The following is a 26,999-nucleotide window of genomic DNA, read 5'->3' on the forward strand; positions in this document are numbered from 1 at the left end:
TCTCGCCGATGCGGCGTGGGACACTGCGGTGCGTGTCGAGCACGGAGAACCCCGGAGACGGGTCGCAGCAGGTCCCCTCGCCCGAGACGGCCGGTCCCGACGTGACCACGCCCGACGTGACCAGCCCCGACGTGACCACCCCTGACGTGACCCCCGACGCGGTGACTCCCGATGCCGGGACACCGGCCGCGCCGACCCCCGCGGCGGCGGAACTGGCCGACCCGACGGACGACGCCGCCGGAGCGGCCGCGCGCGAGGCGGTCGTCCCGGAGGCGTCCGCCCCGGAGCCGTCCGCGCCGGCCCCGGCGCCGACGGCCCCCGTGGCCGAGGCGGTCGTCCCGGAGGCGGTCGTCCCGGAGGCCTCCGCGCCGGCCCCGGCGCCGACGGCCCCCGTGGCCGAGGCGGTCTCGAACTCCGCGCAGTGGGGCCGGGTCGACGAGGACGGCACCGTCTACGTCCGGACCGCCGACGGGGAGCGGGCGGTCGGCTCGTGGCAGGCCGGCGACCCCGCCGCCGGCCTGGCCCACTTCGCCCGCCGCTACGACGACCTGGCCACCGAGGTGTCGCTGCTCGAGGCGCGGCTCAAGGCGCACACCGGCAACCCGTCCGAGCTCAAGGCCAAGGCGCAGACGCTGGCCGAGACCATCCCCACCGCCACCGCCGTCGGCGACCTCGACGGGCTGGCCGCCCGCGCCCGGGCGATGGTCGGGACGGCCGACTCCGCCGCCGCCGAGTCCCGCGCCGAGAAGGCCGCCGCCCGCGCCGCGCAGGTCGCGCGCAAGGAGGCGCTGGCCGCCGAGGCCGAGCAGATCGCCGCGGAGTCGACGTCCTGGAAGGCCGCCGGCGACCGGCTCAAGGCGATCGTCGAGGAGTGGAAGACCATCCGCGGCATCGACCGCAAGACCGACGAGGCGCTGTGGACCCGCTTCGCCACCGCCCGCGACGCCTTCGGCCGCCGGCGCGGTGCGCACTTCGCCGCCCTCGACGCGCAGCGCGGTGAGGCCCGCGCGGCCAAGCAGGAGCTCATCGCCGAGGCGCAGCGGCTGTCGACGTCCACCGACTGGGGTGCCACCAGCGCGGCCATGCGCTCGCTGATGGACCGCTGGAAGGCCGTGCCGCGCACCAGCCGCGACGGCGACGACGACCTGTGGAAGCAGTTCCGCGCCGCGCAGGACGTCTTCTTCAGCGCCCGCTCGGAGTCGGACAAGGCCCGCAACAGCGAGCAGCTGGCCAACCAGCAGGCCAAGGAGGAGATCCTCGCCGAGGCCGAGAAGCTCGACCCGTCCGGCGACCTGCGGCAGGCCCAGAACGCACTGCGGAAGCTGCAGGAGCGCTACGACGCCATCGGCCACGTGCCGCGCGGGGCGATGCGCTCGCTGGAGGACCGCATGCAGGCCGTGGAGCAGCGCATCCGCGGCGCCTCCGACGCCGGCCGGGTGCGCACCGCTCCGGAGAACCCGATGGTCACCTCGATGCGCGCCGCGGTCACCAAGGCCGAGGAGCAGCTGGCCAAGGCCGAGGCCGCCGGCGACGGCCGCCGGATCGAGGAGGCCCGCGCCAACCTCAGCACGCGACGGGAGTGGCTGGCCGAGGCCGAGAAGACCGCTTCGCGACGTTAGCGACCCGGACGAGGACGGCTCCCCTGCAGGGGCCCGCCGCGAGCTCGCGAGCGGTGGGGGGCAGGGGGGTCCTCTCTCAGGCGGGGGCGCCGACGCGGGGCATGCCGAGCAGCACGCCGGGCGTCGTCGGCCGGGTGCCGGCCTCGTGCGCGTCTCCGGCGCGGGTGCGCCGGTGCGACAGCAGCGGCCCGTCGGCGACCAGGTGGTGCGGCGCGGCCGCGGTGACGACGGTCTCGACGACGTCGCCGGGCCGCACGCTCTCGCCACCCGCGAAGTGCACCAGCCGGCCGTCGCGGGACCGACCGCTCATCCGGCCGGTGCGGGCGTCCTTGCTGCCCTCGCCCGCGGCGGCCAGCAGCTCGACGGTCCGCCCGACCTGGGCGCGGTTCTCCGCGAGTGAGATCTCGTCCTGCAGCGCGGTCAGCCGCAGGTAGCGCTCCTGGACGACCTCCTTGGGGAGCTGGCCGTCCATCTCGGCGGCCGGCGTCCCGGGGCGCTTGGAGTACTGGAAGGTGAAGGCGCCGGCGAAGCGGGCCCGGCGCACCACCTCGAGGGTCTGCTCGAAGTCGGCCTCGGTCTCGCCGGGGAAGCCCACGATGATGTCGGTGGTGATCGCGGCGTCGGGCATGGCGGCCCGGACGCGGTCGATGATCCCCAGGTAGCGGTCCTGCCGGTAGCCGCGGCGCATCCGGCGCAGGACGTCGTCCGACCCGCTCTGCAGCGGCATGTGCAACTGGTGGCACACCGTCGGCGTCTGCGCCATGGCCTCGATGACGTCGTCGGTGAACTCGCGCGGGTGCGGGCTGGTGAACCGGACCCGCTCCAGGCCCTCGATGCGTCCGGTGGCGCGCAGCAGGTCGGCGAAGGCACCGCGGTCGCGGAACTCCACGCCGTAGGCGTTGACGTTCTGACCCAGCAGGGTCACCTCGAGCACGCCCTGGTCGACCAGCGCCTGCACCTCGGCCAGGATCTCGCCGGGACGGCGGTCCTTCTCCCTGCCGCGCAGCGCCGGGACGATGCAGAACGTGCAGGTGTTGTTGCAGCCGACGCTGATCGACACCCACCCGGCGTAGGCGGAGTCCCGCTTGGCCGGCAGCGTCGAGGGGAAGACCTCGAGGGCCTCGGCGATCTCGACCTGCGCCTCGGCGTTGTGCCGCGCCCGCTCGAGCAGCGCCGGCAGCGACCCGACGTTGTGCGTGCCGAAGACGACGTCGACCCACGGGGCCCGCCGCACGATCTCACCGCGGTCCTTCTGCGCCAGGCAGCCGCCGACGGCGATCTGCATGCCGGGGTGGGCGTCCTTGACCGGGCGCAGGTGGCCGAGGTTGCCGTAGAGCCGGTTGTCGGCGTTCTCCCGCACCGCGCAGGTGTTGAGGACGACGACGTCGGCGTCGACCCCCTCGGGCGCGGCGGCATAGCCCGCCTCCTCGAGCAGCCCCGACAGGCGCTCGGAGTCGTGCACGTTCATCTGGCACCCGTACGTGCGCACGCGGTAGGTGCGCGGCGGGCTGGCGACCTCGGTTCCCATGGCGCCTGCGAGGGTACGGGGCCCGGCCTTCGTTACTGCTTCGTGATGACCTCGGGACCTCGCCGTCCCCGCCCGGCCCTAGGGTCCAACGGGTGACCAGCCAGCTCGCCGGAGGACCTCTCGTCCAGCTGACCGGCGTCAACAAGTGGTTCGGCGACCTGCACGTCCTGCAGGACATCGACCTGTCGATCGACCGCGGCGAGGTCGTGGTGGTCATCGGTCCGTCGGGCTCGGGCAAGTCCACGCTCTGCCGCACCATCAACCGCCTCGAGTCGATTGAGCAGGGCGAGATCAGCATCGACGGGCAGCGGCTGCCCGAGGAGGGCAAGGCCCTCGCGAAGCTGCGCAGCGACGTCGGCATGGTCTTCCAGAGCTTCAACCTCTTCGCCCACAAGACGATCCTCGAGAACGTCACGCTCGCGCCGACCCGGGTGCGCCGGCAGTCGAAGGCCGACGCCGAGAAGCGCGCCCGCGAGCTGCTCGACCGGGTCGGCGTCGGGCACCAGGCCGACAAGTACCCGGCCCAGCTCTCCGGCGGCCAGCAGCAGCGGGTCGCCATCGCCCGCGCGCTGGCCATGGACCCCAAGGTCATGCTCTTCGACGAGCCGACGTCGGCCCTCGACCCCGAGATGATCAACGAGGTCCTCGACGTCATGATCTCCCTGGCCCGGGAGGGCATGACGATGGTCGTGGTCACCCACGAGATGGGCTTCGCCCGCCGCGCGGCCAACCGCGTCGTGTTCATGGACGGCGGCCGGATCGTCGAGTCGGCCGATCCCGAGACCTTCTTCACCGCCCCGCGCTCGGACCGGGCGCGCGACTTCCTGTCCAAGATCCTCAACCACTGACCCCTCCGGGAGGACACCCATGCGCAGCACCCGACGGATCGCGGCGTTCGCCGCACTCGGCCTGACCTTGGCCGCCTGTTCGAGCGAGGCCGGCAACCAGGCCGCGGAGGAGTCCTCGGCCTCCCCGACCGTCGCCGAGGACGTCGAGCTCCCGGAGGGCACGACGATGGCCGAGCTCAACGAGGCCGGCGCCATCACCATCGGCACGAAGTTCGACCAGCCCGGGTTCGGCCTGCTCAACCCGCAGAGCGGGGACCCCGAGGGCTTCGACGTCGAGATCGCCAAGATCGTCGCCGCGGAGCTCGGCATCCCCGAGGACGGCATCACGTGGACCGAGACGGTCTCGGCCAACCGCGAGCCGTTCATCCAGAACGGCCAGGTCGACATGGTGGTGGCGACCTACACCATCAACGACGCCCGCAAGCAGGTCGTCGACTTCGCCGGCCCCTACTACATCGCCGGCCAGGACATCATGGTGGCGTCCGGCAACCCCGAGGGCATCGAGGGCCCCGACGACCTCGCCGGCAAGACCGTCTGCTCGGTCGAGGGCTCCACGCCGGCGCAGAACATCCGGGACAACTACCCCGAGGCCCAGCTGGTCACCTACGACGTCTACTCCAAGTGCGCCGACGACCTGGCCAACGGCAACGTCCAGGCGGTGACGACGGACAACGTCATCCTCACCGGTCTGGTGGCCGGCAACCCCGACGGCTTCGAGCTGGTCGGCAACCCGTTCACCGAGGAGCCCTACGGCATCGGCCTGCAGCTGGGCGACACCGAGTTCCGCACCTTCATCAACGACGTCCTCGAGCAGTCCTTCGAGGACGGCCGCTGGGCCGACGCCTGGGACCGCACCGCCGGCCAGATCACCGGCGAGGAGGCCCCCGAGCCGCCGACGGTCGACCGCTACTGAGTCCTCGCGACCCACGAGTCCCCGACGCCGCCGGGCGGGCCCCCGCCCGGCGGCGTCCCCCGTCACCTGACCTACCGAGGGCGCGGTGCAGTTCATCAGCGACAACTCAGACCTGCTGTGGAGCGCGTTCCTGACGACGCTCTCCCTCGCGGTCGCCAGCGGCGTCTGCGCCCTGGTGCTCGGCACCGTGCTCGCCGCGATGCGGGTCAGCCCCGTGCCTCCGCTGCGGGGGCTGGCCACCTTCTACGTCGAGGTGTTCCGCAACACCCCGCTGACCGTGGTCTTCTTCTTCCTGGCCTTCGGCATCGTGCAGATCGACCTGCAGTTCCCGAGCCGCTTCCTCACGGCCGTCGCCGCGCTGTCGCTGTACACCGCCGCCTTCGTTTGCGAGGCGCTGCGCTCCGGGATCAACGCCGTCCCACCGGGCCAGGCCGAGGCCGCCCGTGCCCTCGGGCTGACGTTCGGGCAGTCACTGCGCCAGATCGTGTTGCCACAGGCGTTCCGGACCGTGGTCCCGCCGCTGGGCAACGTCTGGATCGCGCTGGCGAAGAACACCTCCATCGCGGCCGGCTTCGCCGTCACCGACCTCACCGCGGCCCTGCAGCGACTGGCCAACGCCAACGCCGACCAGCTGCTGGCCGTCTTCGGCGCCGTCGTGCTCGGCTACCTGGTCATCACGCTCCCCTCGGCCTGGCTGATCCGGGCCATCGAGAACCGGGTGGCGATCGTCCGATGAGCACGAGCGTCCTGTTCGACCTCCCCGGGCCCAGCGCCCGCCGACGTCAGCGCATCGGCACCCTCGTCGGCGGGCTGGTCGTCCTGGTCCTGGTCGGCCTGGCGGTGTGGCGCCTGGCCGCCAACGGCCAGCTGCAGCCCGACCGGTGGGCGGTCCTGTTCGACCCGGCCTCCGGCGTGCCCCAGGCGCTCGGCGAGGGGCTGGTCAACACCCTGGCCGTGGCCGCCGTCGGCATGGTCGCGGCCACCGTGCTGGGCGCGCTCCTGGCCGTCGGCCGGCTCTCCGACCACAGCTGGGTGCGGATCCCCGTCGGCGTGCTCATCGAGTTCTTCCGCGCCGTGCCGCTGCTGATCCTGATCCTGTTCTGCCTGCTGTTCCTACCCACCGTCGGCATCCCGATGACGGCCTTCCGGGCCCTGGCGCTGGGCCTGACGCTCTACAACATGGCCGTCCTCGCCGAGATCTTCCGGGCGGGGATCCTGTCGGTCGACCGGGGTCAGCGGGAGGCGGCCTTCGCCCTGGGCATGCGCAAGACCCAGGTGATGACCCTCGTGCTGCTGCCGCAGGCGGTGCGCCGGATGCTGCCGGTGCTGGTCGCCCAGCTCGTCGTGCTGCTCAAGGACTCGTCGCTGGGGTTCATCGTCGGCTACGTCGAGCTGCTCCGGACCGCGCGCAGCCTGGTCGAGTTCTTCAACTTCTCCTTCGGCAGCCAGTACACCTTCCAGCTCTACGTGGCCGCCGGGCTGATCTACATCGTGGTCAACGTGCTGCTCTCGCAGCTGGCGCGCTACATCGAGCGGCGCACCCGCGCCAACCGCAAGACCACCGCGGCGAAGGAGGTCGAGCTCCCCGCCGACGTCCAGATGGGCGGGGGCGGCGGCGCCGTCTGACGGCCGGGGCGGGACACGGAACGGTCACGCGGTGTCCCGCCCGTCCCGCGGCGCACCGCGGGTCCGCCCACGGTCAGCCCGAGGCACCGCCCTGCCGAGAGGGGGGACGTGGACACCGCTCTCCGCCCCGTCGTGCCGCCGCTGCCCGCCGTGGTGCGCCTGCCTCCGGGGCAGGTCGACGTCGCCCAGGAGTTCGTCGACCGGCTGCGCGCCGCCGCCGGTTCGTTCGCTGCCGCCGCCGGCGCGGAGTCCGCGGTCGTGCGCGAGGTCGTCCCCCCGGCGCGGCACCGCCGCGCGCGCTGCCGGGTCGTCCTGCGGACCGGCGACCGCGACGAGCTCGACCTGACCTTCCTGGGCCCGGTGAGCCGCCCGGCGACGCGCCCCGAGCGCTCCTTCGAGGCGCTCGTCCAGCAGTGGCTGCGCGCCGAGCACCGCACGGCACGCACCGGCCAGGGAGCCTGGCTGGTGGCCGACGACGAGGCTCCCGATGGCCGGGCCGTCGACCTCGTCACGTGGAGCACGGCCACCGGATCCATCGCGGGCTGACTCCCGGCACGACGAACGGGCCCCGTTCCGCAGGCCGCTCCTGCGGCGCGCGTGACGAGGCCCGTTCGTCGTCTGGTGCCGCCCCTCAGGGCAGGTCGTCCTCCCAGCCGTCCCCGCCGGTGTCCCCGCCGCCGGACCCGTGACCGAATCCGGTCTCGTCGAGGACCTCGCGGACGACGGCGCCGGCCAGACCGCCGCCGTAGCCCTTGCGGGCGAGCATGCCGACCAGCCGGCGGGTGGCGGTGACCCGGTCGACGCGGCGCAGGCTCGGCAGCCGGCGCTCGACCAGGCGCCGGGCGGACGTGCGCTCGTCCTCGTCATCGACCAGGGCGAGGGCCTGCTCGGCGTCCTCGCCGTCGACGCCCTTGGCCCGCAGCTCGGCCTTGAGCGCCCGGCGGGCCAGGCCGCGGCCGGCCTGGCGGGAGCTGACCCAGGCGCGGGCGAAGGCGGCGTCGTCGATGAGGCCGACCTCGCCGAAGCGGTCGAGGACGGCCTCGGCTGCCTCCTCGGGGACGCCGCGGCGGCGGAGCAGGTCGGCCAGCTGCGACCGTGTCTTCGGCGCGCCGGTCAGCGCCCGCAGGCAGAGGGCGCGGGCCACGGACTCCGGGTCGCCGGCATCGTCAGCGGAGTCGTCGACGGGGTCCCCGGGAGGCGGGCCCTCCGCGGGGAGCACGGCGGCCGGGCCGTCCGGGTCAGGGGACGGCCCGGACCGCCGCCGGCGGGCGGCGCGGTCGCGTGGGGTGCGACTCCGCCGGCCGCCGGGCCGGTCGGACTGCTCGGGGTCGGCCGACCCGCGAGCCGAGCCGGACCAGCCGCTCACCGGGTGTGTCAGAAGTCGACCGGGGCAAGGGCCGGGTCGGCGGCCGGGGCGTCGACCTGCGGGCCGATGCCCAGCTTCTCCTTGACCTTCTTCTCGATCTCGTCGGCGAGGTCGGGGTTGTCGCGCAGGAAGGTGCGGACGTTCTCCTTGCCCTGGCCGAGCTGGTCGCCCTCGTACGTGTACCAGGCGCCGGACTTGCGGATGAAGCCCTGCTCGACCCCGGCGTCGATGAGGCCGCCCTCGCGGCTGAAGCCCTGGCCCCACAGCAGGTCGAGCTCGGCCTGCTTGAACGGCGCGGCGACCTTGTTCTTGACGACCTTGACCCGCACCCGGCTGCCGACGGCGTCGGTGCCCTGCTTGAGGGTCTCGATCCGGCGGACGTCGAGGCGGACCGACGAGTAGAACTTCAGCGCCCGGCCACCGGTGGTGACCTCGGGCGAGCCGTAGACGATGCCGACCTTCTCACGCAGCTGGTTGATGAAGATCGCGGTGGTGCCCGAGTTGTTCAGGGCACCGGTGATCTTGCGCAGCGCCTGGCTCATGAGGCGGGCCTGCAGACCGACGTGGCTGTCACCCATCTCACCCTCGATCTCGGCGCGCGGCACGAGGGCCGCCACCGAGTCGATGACGATGACGTCGAGGGCACCGGAGCGGATCAGCATGTCGGCGATCTCGAGCGCCTGCTCACCGGTGTCGGGCTGGCTGACCAGCAGCGCGTCGGTGTCGACGCCGATGGCCCGGGCGTACTCGGGGTCGAGCGCGTGCTCGGCGTCGATGAAGGCCGCGATGCCGCCGGCGGCCTGGGCGTTGGCCACCGCGTGCAGGGCCACCGTGGTCTTGCCGGAGGCCTCCGGGCCGTAGACCTCGACGACGCGGCCGCGGGGCAGGCCGCCGATGCCGAGTGCGATGTCGAGCGCGATCGAGCCGGTCGGGATGACCTTCATGGCCTGGGCGGGGGTGTCGCCCAGCCGCATGACCGAGCCCTTGCCGAACTGCTTGTCGATCTGGGCGAGGGCCATGTCGAGGGCCTTGTCGCGGTCGAGCGTTGCCATGGTGCTCACCTTCGGGAGATCGCGTGTCGTGGAGTCGATGCGGTGTCGGAGGCGACGGTAGGTCGGGGGTCTGACACTTTCCGGTGACCGACTCGACCTGTGGAGGGACGACCTCCCTGTGGACGCCACTGTAGGGCGAACACACGTTCGAGTCGAGCGACACGCGGCCCGTCCGCGCGGGTTGGGCGGGGAGCGCCCCTCAGCGGTCCTTCGCGGGCACGTCGTACTCCTCGCAGATGGCCAGCCACACCCGGCGCACCGGCAGCCCCGCCTCGATGGCGTCGACCGCAGTACGGCCACCCAGCGCGGCGAAGACGTGGTCCCGCGCCACGCTGTGCGCCCGCATCGACCCGAACTGGGCCTCGAGCCGGGACCAGAACTCCTGCAGGCGCACATCCCCGACGCTAGCGCGCGTCCGGCGACGAGCGGCGCACTCCTCGCGACGGCCGGGACGGCGGCCGGGTCGAGGAACGGGCCCGGCCGCGGACGGGGCGGTGGAGGTCCTCGGCGGGCCTAGGCTGGAGGCGTGTTCCCCACGACCGGCTCGGCGACCTGGGACACCGTCCTGGAGATCGGCATCGCGCTGTGCATGCTGATCACGCTCGTGCTCCTGTGGCGGGGCATGCGGGGCCGCTGAGCGTCAGGCCGCCGCACCCGCGCGCAGCCACACCGCGGCCAGCGGCAGCACCAGCACCGCCGAGACCAGGGCCACCAGGCCGAAGCCGCCGACCGCCAGCAGCGGTCCGCCCGCCGCGCCGGCCACCGCCGCGCCCAGGCCCATGAGCAGGTCGGTGCCGCCCTGCGCCGTGGGCCGGACCTCCCCCGACACCGACTCGGTCACCAGCGTCGAGCCGGCCACCAGACCGCACGACCAGCCCAGCCCGAGCAGGAACAGGCCGACGCCGAGCCGGCCGGCCGCGTCGGGCGGCGCCGTCCCCGCCAGCGCAGCGGCGGCCAGCAGCAGTCCCCCGCCCAGGGCGACCGTCGCCCGCCGTCCGGCGCGGTCGGCCAGCAGGCCCACCAGGGGGGAGAACAGGTACATCCCGGCCACGTGCACGCTGATCACCAGGCCGACCAGCCGCAGCGTCGTCCCCTCGGGACCGCCGGCGTGCCCCATGTGCACCGGCGTCATCACCATGACGCCGACCATCACCGCGTGGGAGACGACGACGGCGACCAGGCCGAGCCGCCCGCCCGGGTGCGCCCACACCTCGGCCAGCGCGGCCCGGGTCGCCCGGCGCGGACGGGCCGCGGTCGCCGCTCCCCCGCGCAGCCGGCGCGCCAGGAGCAGCGGGTCCGGGCGCAGCGCCAGCGACAGACCGGCCGCGACGACGGTGAACACCACGGCGGAGACGACGAAGCCGCCGCCGAGCGCCGGCAGCCCCAGCGCCCGGCCGAGCCCCGCCCCCGGAGCGGCGAGGTTCGGGCCGAGGACCGACCCGACGGTCGTGGCCCAGACGACGAGGGACAGCGCCCGGCCGCGCCGCTCGGGGGCGGCGAGGTCGGCGGCGGCGTAGCGGGCCTGCAGGCCGCAGGCGGTGGAGGCGCCGAACGCGAACAGCCCGGTCAGCAGCAGCGGCAGGGACGACAGCGCCGCGGCGAGGACGGTCAGCGCGGCGCCGGTGACGGCGACGGCGTACCCGGCGGCCAGGCCCGCCCGCCGGCCGGCCCGGTCCGACAGCCGCGCCAGCGGGACGGCGAGGACCGCCGCACCCAGCACACCGGCCGTCTGCCCCAGGCCGGCGGCGGAGTCGCTGCCGGCGACCTCGCGGGCGAGCAGCCCGCCGACGGTGATGCCGACGGTCACGCCCAGCCCCCCGAGTGCCACCGCGCCGGAGAGGACGCCGACCGTGCGCCGCTGGACCCGGTCGACGTCGACGGCGGTGGGGGCCGTCACCGGGTGCTCACAGGCCCAGCGAGCGGCCGATGATCTCGCGCATGATCTCGTTGGTGCCGCCGTAGATGGACTGCACGCGGGCGTCGCGCCAGGCCTTGGACACCGGGTACTCGTCCATGTAGCCGTAGCCGCCGTGCAGCTGCAGGCAGCGGTCGGCGACCTTGTTCTGCAGCTCGCTGGTCCAGTACTTGGCCATCGCCGCGTCGACGGCGGTCAACTCCCCGCTGTCGAGCTGGCGCACGCACTCGTCGACGAACGTGCGCGCGATCGTCGTCTCCGTGTGCAGCTCGGCCAGGACGAACCGGCTGTGCTGGAAGCTGCCGACCGGGCGGCCGAACGCCGTCCGGCCGGTCACGTACTCGCGGGTCTGCGCCAGCACCGTCTCGCAGGCGGCGACCGCGCCGACGGCGATCGAGAGCCGCTCCTGCGGCAGGTTGGCCATCAGGTGCGCGAAGCCGCGGTTCTCCGTGCCGAGCAGGTTCTCCGCGGGCACCCGGACGTCGTCGAAGAACAGCTCGGCGGTGTCCTGCGCCTTGAGGCCCACCTTGTCGAGGTTGCGGCCGCGGGTGAAGCCGGGCATCCCGCGCTCGACGACGAGCAGGCTGGTGCCCTTCGCGCCCGGGGCGTCGGGGTCGGTGCGCGCGACCACGATCACCAGGTCGGCGTTGATCCCGTTCGTGATGAAGGTCTTCGCGCCGCCCAGGACCCAGGTGTCGCCGTCGCGGCGGGCGGTGGTGCGGATCGACTGCAGGTCGCTGCCGGTGCCCGGCTCGGTCATCGCGATGGCGGTGATCAGCTCGCCGCGGCAGAAGCCGGGCAGCCAGCGCGCCGCCTGCTCCTCGGTGCACAGGTCGCGCAGGTAGGGGGCGACGACGTCGTTGTGCAGGCCGAAGCCCAGGCCGCTGGCGCCGACCCGGGTGACCTCCTCGTCGAGGACGGCGTTGTAGCGGAAGTCGCGGACGCCGCCCCCGCCGTACCGCTCGTCGACGTCGAAGCCGAGCAGGCCCTGCTCGCCGCCGGCGAGCCACACGTCGCGCGGCACGATCCCGTCTCGCTCCCACTGGTCGTGGAACGGCGCGACGTTCTTCTCCAGGAAGACCCGGACCGTCTGCCGGAGGTCCTCGTGCTCGGCCTCGTAGAGCGAGTGGCGCATGCCCGGCAGTGTGCCGCACGCCACCACCCGCACGGGCGACGGCGCCGCGGGGGCGCGTTCGCGCAGGCCAGCGAAGTGTCGTACCCGCGGGGACACTGGACACGTGCCTGCTCTCGACCGGTTCTCCGAGCCCACCCGGGCGTGGTTCACCGGCGCCTTCGCCGAGCCCACGGCCGCGCAGGAGGGCGCCTGGGAGGCCATCGGCAGCGGCGGGCACGCCCTCGTCGTCGCCCCGACCGGGTCGGGCAAGACGCTGGCCGCCTTCCTGTGGTCCCTCGACCGGCTCACCAGCACCGCGCCGGACGAGGAGAGCCGGCGCTGCCGGGTCCTCTACGTCTCCCCGCTCAAGGCGCTGGCCGTCGACGTCGAGCGCAACCTGCGCGCCCCGCTGACCGGCATCGGCCAGGCCGCCCTGCGCCTGGGCCTGCCCCGCCCGGAGATCTCCGTCGGCATCCGCTCCGGCGACACCCCGGCCGACGAGCGGCGCGCCTTCACCCGGCGGCCCACCGACATCCTCATCACCACCCCCGAGTCGCTGTTCCTGCTGCTGACCAGCGCCGCCCGCGAGGCGCTGCGCGGCGTCGAGACGGTGATCCTCGACGAGGTGCACGCCGTCGCTGACAGCAAGCGCGGCGCGCACCTCGCGGTCACGCTCGACCGCCTCGACGAGCTGCTCGACCGCCCGGCGCAGCGCATCGGCCTGTCGGCCACGGTGCGGCCGATCGAGGAGGTCGCCACCTTCCTCGCCGGCGGCCGGCCGGTGCAGGTCGTGCAGCCGACGTCGGTCAAGCAGTGGGACCTCTCGGTCGTCGTCCCGGTCGAGGACATGAGCACCCTGGGGCAGCCGACCGGGGAGCTGGAGGGGTCGGCGGCCGGCGACCAGCCGCGGACGTCGATCTGGCCGGCGGTCGAGGAGCGCGTGCTCGACCTGGTCGAGGCGCACCGCAGCACCATCGTGTTTGCCAACTCGCGGCGGCTGGCCGAGCGGCTGACCAGCCGGCTCAACGAGATGTCCTACGAGCGGACCACCGGCGAGACGGTCCCGCCGGGCACCAACGCCGCCGCGCTGATGGCGCAGGCCGGGTCCGGCGGCGGCACGCCCGAGGGCTGGCAGCCGGTCGCCGCGGCCCACCACGGCTCGGTCTCCCGGGAGCAGCGCGCCGTCGTCGAGGAGGCGCTGAAGTCCGGGCGGCTGCCGGCGGTGGTGGCGACGTCGTCGCTGGAGCTTGGCATCGACATGGGCTCGGTCGACCTCGTCGTCCAGGTCGAGGCGCCGCCCACCGTCGCCGCCGGACTGCAGCGGGTCGGCCGCGCCGGGCACCAGGTCGGCGCGGTCAGCCGGGGCGTGCTCTTCCCCAAGTACCGCGGCGACCTCGTGCAGTGCGCGCTGGTGGCCGAGCGGATGAAGGCCGGCGCCATCGAGTCGATCCGCTACCTGCGCAACCCGCTGGACGTGCTCGCCCAGCAGGTCGTGGCGATCGTCTCGGAGGGACCCCGCACGGTGGAGGAGGTCGGCGCGCTGCTGCGCCGGTCGGCGCCGTTCTCCGGCCTGCCCGACTCCGCGCTGCACGCCGTCCTCGACATGCTGGCCGGCCGCTACCCCTCCGACGCGTTCGCCGAGCTGCGCCCGCGGCTGACCTGGGACCGGGTCGCCGACACCCTCACCGCCCGCAGCGGCGCGCAGCGGCTGGCGGTCACCAGCGGCGGCACCATCCCCGACCGCGGCCTGTTCGGCGTCTTCCTCGTCGGCGGCGAGGGGTCCGGGGGGCGCCGCGTGGGCGAGCTCGACGAGGAGATGGTCTACGAGTCGCGGGTGGGCGACGTCTTCCTGCTCGGCTCGTCGTCGTGGCGGATCGAGGAGATCACCCACGACCGGGTGCTGGTCTCCCCCGCACCCGGCCAGCCGGGGAAGATGCCGTTCTGGCACGGCGACGCCCCCGGCCGGCCGCTGGAGCTGGGCCGGGCGCTCGGCGCCTTCCTGCGCGAGGTCGGCTCGGCGACGCCCGAGCGGGCCCGCGAGCGGGCCCAGGCGGCCGGCCTCGACGACTGGGGCGCGGCCAACCTGCTCGCCTACCTCGCCGAGCAGAAGGCGGCCACCGGCCACCTCCCCGACGACCGCACGCTGCTGGTCGAGCGGTTCCGCGACGAGCTCGGCGACTGGCGGCTGGTCGTCCACTCCCCCTTCGGCGCCCAGGTCAACGCGCCGTGGGCGCTGGTGCTGGCCGCCCGGCTGCGCGAGCGTTACGGCGTCGACGTCGCCTCGATGCACTCCGACGACGGCATCGTGCTGCGGCTGCCCGACACCACCGGCGAGCCGCCCGAGGCCGACCTCGCCGTCCTCGACCCCGACGACGTCGAGCGCGAGGTCACCGCCGAGGTCGGCAGCTCGGCGCTGTTCGCCAGCCGGTTCCGCGAGTGCGCCGCCCGCGCGCTGCTCCTGCCCCGCCGCGACCCGCGCCGCCGCACCCCGCTGTGGCAGCAGCGCCAGCGCGCCGCGCAGCTGCTCAGCGTGGCCAGCGAGTTCTCCTCCTTCCCCATCACGCTCGAGGCCGCCCGCGAGGTGCTGCAGGACGTCTACGACGTGCCGGGCCTGGTCGAGCTGATGCGCGACGTCCGCTCGCGGCGGGTGCGGGTGGTCGACGTGCAGACCCAGGCGGCGAGCCCCTTCGCGCAGTCGCTGCTGTTCGGCTACGTCGGGCAGTTCCTCTACGAGGGCGACGCCCCCCTGGCCGAGCGGCGGGCGCAGGCGCTGGCGCTGGACACCGGCCTGCTCGCCGAGCTGCTCGGCCGCTCGGAGCTGCGCGAGCTGCTCGACGCCGAGGCGCTGGCCGAGGTGGAGCGCGAGCTGCAGCGGCTGCCCGCCGAGCGGCACCCGCGCGACGTGGACGGCGCCTCCGACCTGCTGCGCGGCCTCGGCGACCTCACCCCGGCCGAGGCCGCGGCCCGCGGCGTCCCGGCGGAGTGGCTCGGGGAGCTGGTGGCCTCCCGCCGGGCGATCGTCGTCCGCATCGCCGGCGAGGAGCGGCACGTCGCCATCGAGGACGCCGGCCGGCTGCGCGACGCGCTCGGCACGGCGCTCCCGGTCGGCGTGCCCGAGGCGTTCACCGAGCCGGTCGCCGACCCGCTGGGCGACCTCGTCGGCCGCTACGCCCGCACCCACGGCCCCTTCCAGCCGGCCGAGGTCGCCGCGCGGCTCGGGCTCGGGGTCGCCGTCGTCACCGCCACGCTGCAACGGCTGGTGGGCACCGGCCGGCTGGTCACCGGCGAGTTCCGGCCCGGAGGCAGCGGCCAGGAGTGGTGCGACGCCGACGTGCTGCGCTCGGTGCGCCGCCGCAGCCTGGCCAAGCTGCGCCAGGAGGTCGAGCCGGTGCCGATCGGCACGCTGGCCCGGTTCACCCCGTCCTGGCAGTCGGTGGGCAGCCGGATGCGCGGGGTCGACGGCGTGCTGGCCGTGGTCGAGCAGCTCGCCGGTGCGCTGGTTCCGGCCAGCGCGCTGGAGACGCTGGTGCTCCCCACCCGGGTGCGCGACTATCGCCCCGCGATGCTCGACGAGCTGACCAGCGCCGGCGAGGTGCTGTGGGCCGGCGCCGGCGGGCTGCCCGGCGGCGACGGGTGGGTGAGCCTGGTCCCGGCCGACCTGGCGCCGCTGCTGCTGCCCGACCCGGTCGAGCTGCCGGAGGAGGGCGGCGTGGCGTTCGCCGTGCTCGAGCAGCTGTCGGTCGGGCAGGCGGTGTTCTTCCGCGGACTGTCCGACCTGATCGGCGCCACCGACGACACCGCGCTCGCCGACGTCGTGTGGGACCTGGTGTGGGCGGGGCTGCTCACCAACGACACGCTCGCCCCGCTGCGCACCCGGCTGGCCGGCGGCGGCACGCACAAGCGGGCGCCCGCTCCCCCGCGCGCCCGGGTCGACCGCACCCGCTACGGCCGCCCGCGGCTGGGCCGCCCGGCCATGCCCACGCGCACCGGCCCGCCGACGGTCGCCGGCCGGTGGTCGCGGCTGCCCGAGCGCGAGCCGAACCCGACACGGCGCACCACCGCCCGGGCCGAGGCGCTGCTCGAGCGGCACGGCGTGCTCACCCGTGGCGCGGTGATGGCCGAGCAGGTGCCCGGCGGCTTCTCCGCGGTCTACCCGGTGCTGCGGGCGTTCGAGGAGAACAACCGGGCGCGCCGCGGCTACTTCGTCGAGACCCTCGGCGCCGCACAGTTCGGCACCCCGGGATCGGTCGACCGGCTGCGGGCCTTCGCCACGCCCGACCGGGCACCCGAGGGTCCGGTGGTCCTGGCGGCCACCGACCCGGCCAACGTCTACGGCGCGGCCCTGCCCTGGCCCGACCGCACCGGCCCCTCCGACGGCGAGTCCGCCGAGCAGGTGGCCGTCGACGTCGGCGAGGGCACCGGCGGCGGCCGGCGCAGCACCGGGCACCGCGCGGGGCGCAAGGCCGGGGCGCTGGTCGTCCTGGTCGACGGGGAGCTCGTGCTCTACGTCGAGCGCGGCGGGAAGTCGCTGCTGTCCTGGACCGAGGACGAGCAGACGCTCAAGGAGGCCGCCACCGCGCTTTCGGGCGCCGTGGCCGCCGGGGCGCTGGGCCGGATGGTGGTGCAGAAGGCCGACGGCGCCTCCGTGCACCAGGACACCCCGCTGTCGGCCGCGCTGCAGGCCGCCGGCTTTGCCGCCACCCCCCGCGGGCTGCGGGTGCGCGGCTGACCGGCCTTCCGCTGGCGCCGCGTACCGTTGACCGACGCACCACGTGAGGGATGAGGGAACAGACATGGCTGCCGGCACCGTCCGCTGGTTCGACGCGGAGAAGGGCTTCGGGTTCATCGAGCCGCAGGAGGGCGGGGACGACGTCTTCGTCCACTTTTCGGCGATCGAGGACACCGGTGGCTTCCGCACCCTCGAGGAGGGCCAGCCGGTCGACTTCGACGCCACCGCTGGCCCCCGCGGCCCCCAGGCCGAGCGGGTGCGGGCGGTGGGTGGCGCCCCCCGCGGCCGCCGCGACGACCGGGGCGACCGGGGCCGCGACGACCGGGGCGGGCGGGACGACCGGGGTGGCCGCGACGACCGGGGGCGCGGGGGCTCGCGCGCCCCGCGCGGCATCGTCGTCCAGGGCACCGTCGCCCGCTTCGACCCCGACCGCGGTTTCGGGTTCATCGTCCCCGAGGACGTCTTCGTGCACGTCTCCGCGGTGGCCCGCGGCGGCGAGCTCGAGGAGGGCGACCGGGTCGAGTTCGAGCTCGTCGAGGGCAACCGCGGGCTGCAGGCCGAGGCCGTGCGGCTGCTGCCGCCGGCGCGGCGCGGTGGCGGCGGGTTCGACCGGCCGGCCCGCGACCGCGGTGGAGATCGCGGCGGGGACCGGGGTGGGGACCGGGGTGGCCGCGACCAGCGCCCGGCTCCCCGTGGCGGCCGCGGTGGCGACAGCGGTGGCGGTGGCGGTGGCGGTGGTGCCGCCGAGGGCACCGTCCAGTGGTTCAACGGCGAGAAGGGCTTCGGCTTCATCACCCCCGACGACGGCGGCGACGACGTCTTCGTGCACTTCTCCGAGATCGCCGACGACGGCGGCTACCGCGAGCTCGAGGAGGGTCAGCGGGTGGCCTTCACCCGGACCTCGGGTGCTCGCGGGACGAGCGCGACCGGCGTCCGCCCGCTGACCTGAGCGCCCGGCCCTCGGCCGCCGCGCGCAGCAGCACCGCCGCCCAGCTGCGGTACGGCCGCCAGCGCTCGGCGACCCGCGTCAGCTCCGCCGGCGAGGGGTCGGCCAGGCCGTAGCGGTGTGCCATCTCCCCGTGCAGCCGGGGCTCCGCGGCGGGGAAGACGTCGGGTGCGCCGGCGCCCCGCACCACGACGAGCTCGGCGGAGAACGGTCCGATCCCGGGCAGCTCCCGCACCGACGCGAGCGCCTGCTCGACCGGGAGCGCCCGCAGGCGGCCGCCGTCGAGCCGTCCGTCCAGGGCGGCCTCGGCGAGCCCGCGCAGCCGCTCCTGCTCGACAGGCGGCACCGGCAGCTCGGCGGCGACGACCGCCAGCCGCGACGGCGTGGGGAACGCGGCCGTGGCGACCCCCTCGACGTCGTGCGCGGTGCCGAATCGCTCCGCGATGCGGGCCTTGACCCCCGCCGCGGCCGCGGTGCTCGTGCGCTGCGACAGCACCGCCCAGCACGCGGCCTCGTAGGGGGACCAGGAGACCGGCCAGAAGCCGGGGCGGGCGGCGGCCAGCGGCGCGAGCACCGGGTCGCCCGCGGTGACGTCGGCGAACCCCGCCCCGTCGACGTCGACGTCGACGTCGACGTCGACGTCGAGGATGCGCGCCACCTGCTCGGCCGGCCGCGGCGGCTCGGCGTCGGCGCGCACCGTCACCGCGCCACCCTCGCCCTGGGTCACGGCGATGCCGGCCGCGGCGTCCGACCCCTCGACCCAGCAGGCCAGCCGCAGCACGCCGTCGGGCGCGCCGGGGTGGCGGGCGGGCGCGAAGCCCTCGAGAAGCGCGTGCTCTGCGCGAGGTCGAACGGGCCGCGGACCAGGATCTCCTGCACGCCGCCGGTCTGCGCCGGGGTGCGACGGTCCTCAGCGGCGGCCGCGGAGCCAGGGCGCGAGCCAGCGGGTCAACGGCGGCATGACCACCTGACCGAGGAGGACCACGACGATCGTCGCCGACAGCAGCAGCCGCGCGGGCAGCGGCCAGGACGCCACGTGCGGGGCGACCAGCAGCGAGAAGGCCAGCGTGATGGCGAAGACCACGGCGATGGTCAGCACGGTCAGCCGCCACCGCGGGCCGGGGCGCAGCGGGGTCAGCGCGGTGAAGAAGCTGTCCAGGCCCGCTACCCGCGCGTAGTCGGCGCCGTCGGAGAGGTGCTCGACCCGGTCGAGGGCCGCCTGTCGCACGGGCGAGCGCTCCCAGCGGGCCAGTGACTCGCCGTCGGCGAAACGGTAGACGAGGTGGTAGCGGGTCGACCCCGGGCCGGGGCGCAGCAGGCTGGTGCCCAGGTTGCCCGGGAACTCGGCGGCCAGGCCCAGGATCTCGGCGGCCCACCGCTCGAAGTCCTCCCGCTGGTCGGCGCGCACGTCGCGGGCGACGGTGACCGTCACCGGCTCCGCGGCCGCGACCACCTCCTCGGACGCGGTGGCCGGGGAGCTCGTCGAGGGGTCGCGTCGCTGCACGGGAGGCTCAGCGCCGCCGGTCGCCGTCGTCATCCCGCCGCCCTGTCCCTGTCGGCGGTGTCACAGCAGCTCAGCGGCGCGGGCGCGGGGCGGGGACACTGGGAGGCGTGCCCGAGGGAGACACCGTCTGGCTGGCGGCCAAGCGGATGAACACCGCGCTGGCCGGCCAGACGCTGCGCCGCGGCGAGCTGCGCGTGCCGCAGCTGGCGGCCACCGACCTCACGGGCCGCACCGTCGCCGAGGTGGTGCCGCGCGGCAAGCACATGCTCACCCGGTTCACCGACGGCTGGACCCTGCGCACTCACTACCGCATGGACGGCAGCTGGCACATCTACCGGCACGGCGCGCGGTGGCGGGGCGGCCCGGCCTTCTCCATCCGCGCGATCCTCGCCACCGACCGGTGGGAGTGCGTGGGGTACCGGCTGCACGACGTCACGATGGTGCGCACCGAGCACGAGGACCAGGTGGTGGGCCACCTCGGCCCCGACGTGCTGGGGCCGGACTGGGACCTCGACGAGGCGCTGCGCCGGCTGCGCAGCCACCCCGACGAGCAGATCGGCGTGGCCGTCCTCGACCAGCGCAACCTCTGCGGCCCCGGCAACCTCTACAAGGTCGAGGGCCTGTTCGTCTGCGGTGTGCACCCGTGGATGCGGGTGGCCGACGTCGCCGACCTGCCGGGCCTGGTCGAGCGGACGCGCGGGCTGATGCTGGCCAACCGCGACCGCCCGGAGCAGAGCACCACCGGCGACCTGCGCCGCGGCCGCGACCACTGGGTGTACGGCCGCAAGGACAAGCCCTGTTACCGGTGCGGCACCCCGATCCTGCGCGGCGACCAGGGCCCGGACCTGCAGGAGCGGATCACCTACTGGTGCCCGACCTGCCAGGCCACCGACGCCCCCGTCGACCCGGCGGCCCGCACCGGCGAGCCCGACCACCCGCCACCGCTGCCCAGCGCCACCTGAGGCCCGCTCACCCCGGCGGCAGCAGGGACCCCGCAGCCGCGGCGTAGCCGTCGGGGTCGACGTCGCCGAGCAGCGCGTGCTGGAGCACCGCGCCGACGAGCACCGAGAAGAGCACCTGGCCCAGCGCGCCGGGGTCGGTGTCCGGCGGCAGGTGCCCGGCGTCGCGCCACTGGACGACCCGCTCGGTGAGCCGCCGCCGCACCAGGCCGTAGGTCCGCACGGCGATGCCGTGCACCGTCTCGTCGCGCAGCGCCTCGCCCCAGGCGGTGACCGCGATCCGCGTGTAGTCCGCGCCGCCGCCGGTGGCGATCGGCCACACCCCGAGCAGCACGCCCTGGACCACCTCGGCCGGTGAGCGCAGTCCGTCGGCCAGGACGCGGTCGAGTACGCCGGTCACCGTCTCCAGGACGGGCTCGATGACGGCGACGACGAGGTCGTCCTTGCTGGGGAAGTAGCTGTACACGGCGCCGGCCGACAACCCCGACTCCCGGACGACGTCCCGCACGGACGTCGCGTGGAAGCCGTCGCGCTCGAAGCAGCGGAGGGCGGCGTCGAGGACCTGGCGGCGGCGGGCGGCGAGATGGTCGTCGGAGACACGGGGCACGGCCGTCATCCTAGGAGAACGGTCGTCCGTCTTGTGCTCGTGCCAGGACGGGTCCACACTCGATAGTGTTAAGCAAACGAGCGTCCGATTTACATCGCTGGAGGTCGACGTGACCACCGCAGAGCTCCGTCCGTCCCCGTCCTGGCAAGTCCCCACCGACGTCCCCGCGCCGACACCGTGGGCCCGGGTGGCCGGCCTGGCCGCCGCCGTCGCGGTCCTGCTCACCGTGCTGCTCGCGGCCTTCGCCTGGCCGGCCACGCACACCGCGCCCCGGGACGTCCCGGTCGCCGTCGTCGGCCCACCCCCGGCGCTCGAGCAGGTCCGCGCCACCGTCGAGCGGGCCCAACCGGGAGCCCTCGACCTGCGGCCCGCCGCGGACGCCGCCGAGGCCCGGCGGCTGGTCGAGGACCGGGAGGTCTACGGCGCGCTCGTGCTTGACCCCGCGGCGCCCCGGGTGGTCGTCGCCACCCAGGCCGGGCCCGCCGTCGCGCAGCTCCTCAGCTCCGCGGCCGCCGCGGCCACCGGGGGCAGCCCGGTGACCGTGTACGACGTCGCCCCGCCCGCCGACGACGACCCGCGCGGCGCCGGGCTCGCGGCCGGCGCGCTGCCGCTGGCCCTGGCCGGCGGGGCGGGCGCCGTCGTGCTGGCGCTGCGGGTGCGCGGGAACGGACGGCGGGCGGCCGGCGCGCTCGTGCTGGCGGTGCTCGGCGGTGCGGCAGCGGCCGGCGTGCTGCACGGCTGGCTCGGTGCGCTGACCGGTGACCCGGTGGCCGAGGCCGGGGTGCTGTCCCTGGGGCTCGCCGCGACGAGCCTCGGTGTCCTGGGGCTGGCCGCCGTCCTCGGGCGGGCCGGCCTGGGCCTGGGGATGGCCGTCGTCATCGCCCTGGGCAACCCGCTGTCGGCGGCGTCCAGCGCGCCGGTGCTGCTGCCGGCCGGCTGGGCCGAGCTCGGCCAGGCGCTCCCACCGGGGGCCACCGTCGCGGCCCTGCGCGCGGTGTCCGGCTTCGGCGGCACCGGCGCCGCCGGCCCGCTCACGGTGCTCGCCCTGTGGGCGGCCGGCGGCCTGCTGCTCCTCGCCCTCGGCGCGGTGCGCGCGCGGCGGCGTCCCGCCTGACCCGGCGAACGCACCGGGGGCCGGCTCCGCACGCTGCGGAACCGGCCCCCGGTGCCCGTCCTCAGGCGCCCTGCTGCCCGGGCCGCTCCGCCGGCTGGACGGCGGGCTGCTCGAACGGCTGCTTCTCGAACGACGGGGCACCCGGCCCGATGGCACCCGCGGCGCCAGTGCCGCCCTCGACGGCGGTCTGCCCGCCCATCGCCGCGCGGATCTGCTCCAGCCGGGAGGCGCCGGCGACGTCGAGGGTCGCCTTCTGCACCTCGAGCATGCGGCCCTCGACGGAGCTCTGCGCCAGCTCGGCCTGGCCGAGCGCGTTGGCGTAGCGGGCCTCGATCTTGTCGCGGACCTCGGCCAGACTCGGGGTGTTGCCCGGCGCGGAGAGCTCGTTGACCTGCCGCATCGAGGCGGCCACGTGCTCCTGCATCTTGGCCTGCTCGAGCTGGCTCATTAGCTTGGTGCGCTCGGCGAGCGTCGTCTGCAGCCGCATGCGGCTCTGCTCGACCGCCCCGCGCGCCTGCTCGGCGGCCTGCAGCGCCTCGTCGTGGCTGCGCTTGAGGTCCTCCATCGCCTGCTCGGCGGCCACGAGCTGGGTGGCGAAGGCCTGCGCGGCGTTCTCGTACTCGGCGGCCTTGGCGCCGTCGCCCTTAGCGCGGGTCTGGTCGGCCAGCACCAGCGCCTGGCGCGCGGAGGCCTGCAGCTTCTCCACCTCGCCGAGCTGCCGGTTGAGCCGCATCTCCAGCTGCCGCTGGTTGCCGAGGACGGCGGCGGCCTGGTTGGCCAGCGACTGGTGCCGCTGCTGCTCGGCCTCGATCGCCTGCGCGATCTGGATCTTCGGGTCGGCGCGCTGGTCGATCTGGGCGTTGGCCGACGCCGTCAGGTACCGCCAGAGCTTGACGATCGGGTTGGGCACGGTTCCTCCTGCTCCGGCGCCGACGACGGCGCCGCCTCCTGGCTCGACGTACCGCCGTGGTCCACGGCGGTCCTCGCCGTCATCGTCCCAGCAGGACGGGCACCCCGGCCAACAGGGACGTCCCGGATCCGCCCGGCCTCCCCCGTCCGGGGAGACCCGGTGCCGGCGGCGTCGGGGGCCTAGGGTTCCCGACGTGGTCACCGCAGCCCCCCAGCTGACCGTCCTCGGCGAGTTCGTCGTCGACCTGCTGCCCGACCTGTCCGCCGGCGCCGGCCCCGAGGGGACGACGCCGCGCTACGTCGCCCGCCCCGGCGGCAACGCGCTCAACGTCGCCGTCGCGGCCGGCCGGCTCGACGCCCCGGTCGGGCTGCTGGCCCGGCTGGGCACCGGCCCGCTGGCCGCGCCGCTGCGCCGGCACGCCGAGCTGTCCGGGGTCGACCTCACCGGGGTCGTCGACGCCGTCGAGCCGGTCAGCCTCGCCGTCGTCGGCCTGGACGACGACGGCTCGCCGGACTACGGCTTCCACGTGCAGGGCGCGGCCGACTGGCAGTGGACCGACGACGAGCTCGCCGCGGTCCTGCCCGCGGCGACCGCGATCCTGCACGTCGGCTCCATCTCCTCCTGGACGCCGCCGGGCTGCGACGCGATCGCCCGCCTGGCCGAGCGGGTCGCCGGGCGGGCGCTGGTCAGCGTCGACCCCAACCTCCGGCCGATGCTGGCCGGCGGCCCGGTGGGCGCCTCGCTGGGCAACGACCCCGACGCCGTCCGCGCCCGCCTCGACCGGCTGCTCGCCATCGCCGACGTCGTCAAGGTCAGCGCCGAGGACCTCGCCTGGCTCGAGCCCGACGCCGGAGGTGACCTCGACGGCGCCGCGCAGCGCTGGGCCGGGCGCGGGCCGGCACTGGTCCTGCTCACCGACGGCGGGGCCCCGCTGCGGGTGGCCCGGCCGGGGCGTCCGCTGCTGCACCGCGAGCCGCCGCGGGTGACCGTGGCCGACACCGTCGGCGCCGGCGACTCCCTGGCCGCCGGGCTGTTCGCCGGGCTGCTGGCCGCCGGGGTCACGTCCCGCGCGGCGCTGGAGGCGGTCCCCGACGACGACCTCGTCCGACTCGTCGACGACGCCGCGCTGGTCGCCGCGCTCAACTGCACCCGCGTCGGCGCCGACCCGCCGACCGCCGCCGAGCTGGCCGCCGCCCGCGCCGAGCGGGCACCGGCACCGGGCCGCTAGCCCGTCACCAGCCAGGCGGCGGTGTCCGGCGGCAGCTCCGCGCCGACCTGCTCGCTGGTCAGCACCGGCCGCCCCAGCCCGGTCAGCGGGAGCGGGCGGCGGGACAGGTTGACGACGCACCGCCAGGGCCCGCGGTCGAAGGCGAGCACGTCCGCGCCGAGGTCGAGCCACCGCAGCGCGTCGTCGTCGGGGAGGTCGCGGCGCAGCCGCAGCGCGGCCCGGTACAGCGACAGGGTGGACGACGGGTCCTCGCGCTGGACGGCGACGGTGAGGTCGCGCCACCCCGGCGGCTGCGGCAGCCAGGGCACGACGCCGTCCGGACTGAACCCGAACGGCGGACGCTCCCCGGACCACGGCAGCGGCACCCGGCACCCGTCCCGGCCGCGGGCGGTGTGCCCGGACCGCTCCCAGGTGGGGTCCTGCAGCACCTCCTCCGGCAGGTCCTCGACCTCGGGCAGCCCGAGCTCCTCGCCCTGGTACAGGTAGGCCCCGCCGGGCAGGGCCAGCGTCAGCAGCGCCGCGGCCCGGGCCCGGCGCAGGCCCAGCGCCAGGTCGGTCGGCGCGGCGGCGTCGAACCCCATGACGGCGGCACCGCTGTGCGCCCGGCCGAACCGGGTGACGTGCCGAGTCTCGTCGTGGCTGGACAGCACCCACGTCGCCGGCGCACCGACCGGGGCCAGGGCCGCGAGGGTGCCGTCGACCACCGCGCGCAGCGCGCGGGCGTCCCAGGGGGCCTTGAGCCAGTCGAAGTTGAACGTGGTGTGCAGCTCGTCGGGGCGCACGTAGCGGCTGAGCCGCTCGGGCCCGTTGACGACCGCCTCGGAGACGAACAGCCGGTCGCCCGCGTACTCGTCGCCGATGCGACGCCACCGCCGGAGGACCTGGTGCACCTCGTCGACGTCCCAGTGCGGGTTGCCCACCCAGCTGCCGGCGTCGAAGGACGCCCCCGGCGCGTGCCCGGCGTCGGGCAGGTCGGGCGCCTTGGCCATGGCGGGGGCGGCGTCGACGCGGATGCCGTCGACGCCCCGGTCGAGCCAGAAGCGCACGATCCCGTCGAACTCCTCCTGGACGTCGGGGTGGCCCCAGTCGAGGTCGGGCTGCTCGGGGGCGAACAGGTGGAGGTACCACTGCCCGGGGGCGCCGTCGGGCTCGCGGACCCTGGTCCAGGCGGAGCCGCCGAAGGCCGAGATCCAGTCGTTGGGCGGCTCGGCTCCCCCGCCGCGCCCGTCCCGGAAGAAGTAGCGCGCCCGCTCGGGGGACCCCGGGCCGGCGGCGAGGGCGGCCCGGAACCAGGGGTGCTCGGCGGAGGTGTGGTTGGCGACCAGGTCGACGACGACGCGCAGCCCGAGGTCGTGGGCGTCGGCGAGGAGGGCGTCGACGTCGGCCAGCGTGCCGAAGCGCGGGTCGACGTCGCGGTACTCGGCGACGTCGTACCCGCCGTCGGCCATCGGCGAGGGGTACCAGGGGGTGACCCAGAGCGCGTCGACGCCGAGGTCGGCGAGGTGGGTCAGCCGGCCGCGGAGACCTTCGACGTCCCCGAGTCCGTCACCGTCCGCGTCGGCGAAGCTGCGCAGGTAGACCTCGTAGACGACGGCCGTCCGCCACCACGGGCGGGCACTCCCCCGGGTCGGCACGGGCATCGGGCTCCAGGTCGGTGCGCGTGAGAGTCACGGCGGTGCCCACGGCCGAGGTGGCCGCGGGCACCGCCGTCAGCGGCTCGGGCGGCGGCTCAGGCGGCCCCGGCCCGGTGCGCCCCGGAACCGGGACCCGAGACGGTCTGCCCCGAGGACTGCGCGTCCTGCACCTGCTCCACCCGGTCCTCGGTGGCCATCTGCGTGAGCCGGGCCCCGGCCTCGGCGTCACGCGTCAGGTTCTCCCCGGTCTGCGGGTCGAAGACGTGCACCTTGCGGCTGTCGAGCCAGAAGTCCGCCTCTCGGCCCTCCCGGATCCGGCTGGTGGAGTCGATCGACACGATCGCCTGGGTGCGCAGCTCCTCGGAGTCCAGCTCCCGGGAGAGGTCGCGCAGCTGGGCGGTGACGGCCTCGGGCGCCTCGTAGGGGATGTAGGCGTACTGCGAGTCACCCAGCCACTCGGTCACGTCGACCCGGGCCCGGAACACCGACCCCAGCGGCCGCTTGGCCTCGTCGACCAGCGACGCGTCCTCGAAGTACTCCGGCCGGATGCCGACCAGGAGCAGGTCTCCCCGGCCGCGCACCGCGGCGGCGCGGCGCTCGTCGAGGACGACCGGCCCGAACGGCGTCTGCAGCCGGTCGCCGTCGAGGGTGGCGGGCAGGAAGTTCATCGGCGGGGAGCCGATGAACCCGGCGACGAAGAGGTTGACCGGCTGCTCGTAGAGCTCCCGCGGGGAGGCCACCTGCTGGATCTTGCCCTTGCGCAGGACGCAGACGCGGTCGCCGAGGGTCATCGCCTCGGTCTGGTCGTGGGTGACGTAGACCGTGGTGATGCCCAGCCGGCGTTGCAGCCGGCTGATCTCGGTGCGCATCTGCCCGCGCAGCTTGGCGTCGAGGTTGGACAGCGGCTCGTCGAAGAGGAATGCCTCGGCCTGGCGCACGATCGCCCGGCCCATCGCCACCCGCTGGCGCTGGCCACCGGAGAGGTTGGCCGGCTTGCGCTCCAGGTGCTCCTTGAGCTCGAGGACGTCCGACGCCTCGTTCACCCGGCGGCGGACCTCGTCGTCGGGCGTCTTGGACAGCCGCAGCGGGAAGGCGATGTTCTCGTACACCGTCATGTGCGGGTAGAGCGCGTAGTTCTGGAAGACCATCGACAGGTTGCGCTCACGCGGGGCGAGGTCGTTGACCCGCTTGCCACCGATGATCATGTCGCCACTGGTGATGTCCTCGAGCCCGACGATCATCCGCAGCAGCGTGGACTTCCCGCAGCCGGACGGGCCGACCAGGATCATGAACTCACCGTCGGCGATGTCGAGGCTGACGTCGTTCACGGCCGGGTAGCCGTCGCCGTACTGCTTGACGATGTTGCGCATCTCGATGGAGGCCATCA

23 protein-coding genes are annotated in these 26,999 nt (G+C 75.3%); 11 read left to right on the top strand and 12 right to left on the bottom strand.

From position 1 onward, the window contains the following. Positions 1-32 precede the first annotated feature (32 nt). Positions 33-1,619, top strand: coding sequence for a DUF349 domain-containing protein (locus tag ACWIZO_RS26210; protein WP_448640503.1), 1,587 nt, complete (start codon positions 33-35; stop codon positions 1,617-1,619). A gap of 76 nt (positions 1,620-1,695) precedes the next feature. Here the strand turns inward: ACWIZO_RS26210 and miaB are convergent, their stop codons facing one another. Continuing rightward, on the bottom strand, positions 1,696-3,147 hold the full coding sequence (gene miaB / locus ACWIZO_RS26215; RefSeq protein ID WP_448640504.1) for a tRNA (N6-isopentenyl adenosine(37)-C2)-methylthiotransferase MiaB: 1,452 nt from the start codon (positions 3,145-3,147) through the stop codon (positions 1,696-1,698). 92 nt (positions 3,148-3,239) lie between these two features. Here miaB and ACWIZO_RS26220 point away from each other — a divergent pair, with 92 nt between their 5' ends. The 5 genes from ACWIZO_RS26220 (at position 3,240) to ACWIZO_RS26240 (ending at position 7,080) form a co-directional block, all read left to right on the top strand. After that, positions 3,240-3,995, top strand: coding sequence for an amino acid ABC transporter ATP-binding protein (locus tag ACWIZO_RS26220; protein WP_446756751.1), 756 nt, complete (start codon positions 3,240-3,242; stop codon positions 3,993-3,995). Between the two features lie 19 nt (positions 3,996-4,014). Continuing rightward, complete coding sequence (locus ACWIZO_RS26225; RefSeq protein ID WP_448640505.1) at positions 4,015-4,908, top strand: glutamate ABC transporter substrate-binding protein; 894 nt, start codon at positions 4,015-4,017, stop codon at positions 4,906-4,908. Positions 4,909-4,993: 85 nt separating this feature from the next. Continuing rightward, a complete protein-coding gene (locus ACWIZO_RS26230; protein ID WP_448640506.1) occupies positions 4,994-5,644 on the top strand; it encodes an amino acid ABC transporter permease in 651 nt (216 codons plus the stop codon). Further along, positions 5,641-6,534, top strand: coding sequence for an amino acid ABC transporter permease (locus ACWIZO_RS26235; RefSeq protein ID WP_448640507.1), 894 nt, complete (start codon positions 5,641-5,643; stop codon positions 6,532-6,534). Before ACWIZO_RS26230 ends, ACWIZO_RS26235 begins: the two co-directional genes overlap by 4 nt. A 108-nt stretch (positions 6,535-6,642) precedes the next feature. Then, the gene (locus tag ACWIZO_RS26240; protein ID WP_448640508.1) at positions 6,643-7,080 is read left to right on the top strand and encodes a hypothetical protein; all 438 of its coding nucleotides are present in this window, start codon (positions 6,643-6,645) and stop codon (positions 7,078-7,080) included. A gap of 85 nt (positions 7,081-7,165) precedes the next feature. Here ACWIZO_RS26240 and ACWIZO_RS26245 read toward each other — a convergent pair whose 3' ends face one another. The 5 genes from ACWIZO_RS26245 to ACWIZO_RS26265 form a co-directional block, all read right to left on the bottom strand. Further along, a complete protein-coding gene (locus tag ACWIZO_RS26245) occupies positions 7,166-7,678 on the bottom strand; it encodes a regulatory protein RecX (protein ID WP_448640509.1) in 513 nt (170 codons plus the stop codon). 230 nt (positions 7,679-7,908) lie between these two features. Continuing rightward, complete coding sequence (gene recA / locus ACWIZO_RS26250) at positions 7,909-8,952, bottom strand: recombinase RecA (RefSeq protein ID WP_448640510.1); 1,044 nt, start codon at positions 8,950-8,952, stop codon at positions 7,909-7,911. A gap of 199 nt (positions 8,953-9,151) precedes the next feature. Continuing rightward, positions 9,152-9,346, bottom strand: a complete 195-nt coding sequence (locus ACWIZO_RS26255; RefSeq protein ID WP_448640511.1) for a DUF3046 domain-containing protein — start codon at positions 9,344-9,346, stop codon at positions 9,152-9,154. A gap of 246 nt (positions 9,347-9,592) precedes the next feature. Continuing rightward, on the bottom strand, positions 9,593-10,849 hold the full coding sequence (locus ACWIZO_RS26260; protein ID WP_448640512.1) for an MFS transporter: 1,257 nt from the start codon (positions 10,847-10,849) through the stop codon (positions 9,593-9,595). A 7-nt stretch (positions 10,850-10,856) separates the two neighbouring features. Next, positions 10,857-12,002 (bottom strand): acyl-CoA dehydrogenase family protein, encoded by a 1,146-nt coding sequence (locus ACWIZO_RS26265; RefSeq protein ID WP_448640513.1) that lies wholly within the window; start codon positions 12,000-12,002, stop codon positions 10,857-10,859. Between the two features lie 103 nt (positions 12,003-12,105). On the opposite strand from ACWIZO_RS26265, the gene ACWIZO_RS26270 reads away from it, so the two are divergent. Then, positions 12,106-16,710: an ATP-dependent helicase gene (locus tag ACWIZO_RS26270; RefSeq protein ID WP_448640514.1), complete on the top strand. Its 4,605-nt coding sequence runs from the start codon at positions 12,106-12,108 to the stop codon at positions 16,708-16,710. A 64-nt stretch (positions 16,711-16,774) separates the two neighbouring features. Continuing rightward, the gene (locus tag ACWIZO_RS26275) at positions 16,775-17,659 is read left to right on the top strand and encodes a cold shock domain-containing protein (RefSeq protein WP_448640515.1); all 885 of its coding nucleotides are present in this window, start codon (positions 16,775-16,777) and stop codon (positions 17,657-17,659) included. Here the strand turns inward: ACWIZO_RS26275 and ACWIZO_RS26280 are convergent. Both ACWIZO_RS26280 and ACWIZO_RS26285 read right to left on the bottom strand, forming a co-directional pair. Beyond that, entirely contained in the window at positions 17,601-18,437 is an 837-nt protein-coding gene (locus tag ACWIZO_RS26280) for a DNA-3-methyladenine glycosylase family protein (protein ID WP_448640516.1), read from the bottom strand. The genes ACWIZO_RS26275 and ACWIZO_RS26280 overlap by 59 nt on opposite strands. A 129-nt stretch (positions 18,438-18,566) precedes the next feature. After that, positions 18,567-19,160 (bottom strand): antibiotic biosynthesis monooxygenase, encoded by a 594-nt coding sequence (locus ACWIZO_RS26285; protein ID WP_448640517.1) that lies wholly within the window; start codon positions 19,158-19,160, stop codon positions 18,567-18,569. Between the two features lie 107 nt (positions 19,161-19,267). Between ACWIZO_RS26285 and ACWIZO_RS26290 the strand changes: the two genes are divergently transcribed. Then, positions 19,268-20,122 (top strand): DNA-formamidopyrimidine glycosylase family protein, encoded by an 855-nt coding sequence (locus ACWIZO_RS26290; RefSeq protein WP_448640518.1) that lies wholly within the window; start codon positions 19,268-19,270, stop codon positions 20,120-20,122. 7 nt (positions 20,123-20,129) lie between these two features. On the opposite strand, the gene ACWIZO_RS26295 is transcribed toward ACWIZO_RS26290, so the two are convergent. Next, positions 20,130-20,726 (bottom strand): TetR/AcrR family transcriptional regulator, encoded by a 597-nt coding sequence (locus ACWIZO_RS26295; protein WP_448640519.1) that lies wholly within the window; start codon positions 20,724-20,726, stop codon positions 20,130-20,132. Positions 20,727-20,835: 109 nt separating this feature from the next. Between ACWIZO_RS26295 and ACWIZO_RS26300 the strand changes: the two genes are divergently transcribed. Continuing rightward, positions 20,836-21,840, top strand: coding sequence for a hypothetical protein (locus ACWIZO_RS26300; RefSeq protein WP_448640520.1), 1,005 nt, complete (start codon positions 20,836-20,838; stop codon positions 21,838-21,840). A gap of 61 nt (positions 21,841-21,901) precedes the next feature. Here the strand turns inward: ACWIZO_RS26300 and ACWIZO_RS26305 are convergent, their stop codons facing one another. Beyond that, positions 21,902-22,750 carry a PspA/IM30 family protein gene (locus ACWIZO_RS26305; RefSeq protein WP_448640521.1) on the bottom strand — a complete coding sequence of 283 codons (849 nt, stop codon included), beginning with the start codon at positions 22,748-22,750 and terminating at the stop codon, positions 21,902-21,904. Between the two features lie 193 nt (positions 22,751-22,943). On the opposite strand from ACWIZO_RS26305, the gene ACWIZO_RS26310 reads away from it, so the two are divergent. Next, the gene (locus ACWIZO_RS26310) at positions 22,944-23,978 is read left to right on the top strand and encodes a carbohydrate kinase family protein (RefSeq protein WP_448640522.1); all 1,035 of its coding nucleotides are present in this window, start codon (positions 22,944-22,946) and stop codon (positions 23,976-23,978) included. On the opposite strand, the gene ACWIZO_RS26315 is transcribed toward ACWIZO_RS26310, so the two are convergent. Together ACWIZO_RS26315 and ACWIZO_RS26320 are read right to left on the bottom strand one after the other, a co-directional pair. After that, positions 23,975-25,618 (bottom strand): glycoside hydrolase family 13 protein, encoded by a 1,644-nt coding sequence (locus tag ACWIZO_RS26315; protein WP_448640523.1) that lies wholly within the window; start codon positions 25,616-25,618, stop codon positions 23,975-23,977. The genes ACWIZO_RS26310 and ACWIZO_RS26315 overlap by 4 nt on opposite strands. An 89-nt stretch (positions 25,619-25,707) precedes the next feature. Further along, complete coding sequence (locus tag ACWIZO_RS26320) at positions 25,708-26,997, bottom strand: ABC transporter ATP-binding protein (protein WP_448640524.1); 1,290 nt, start codon at positions 26,995-26,997, stop codon at positions 25,708-25,710. Positions 26,998-26,999 lie beyond the last annotated feature (2 nt).

The sequence above is a fragment of the Geodermatophilus sp. URMC 63 genome (genome assembly GCF_053502565.1).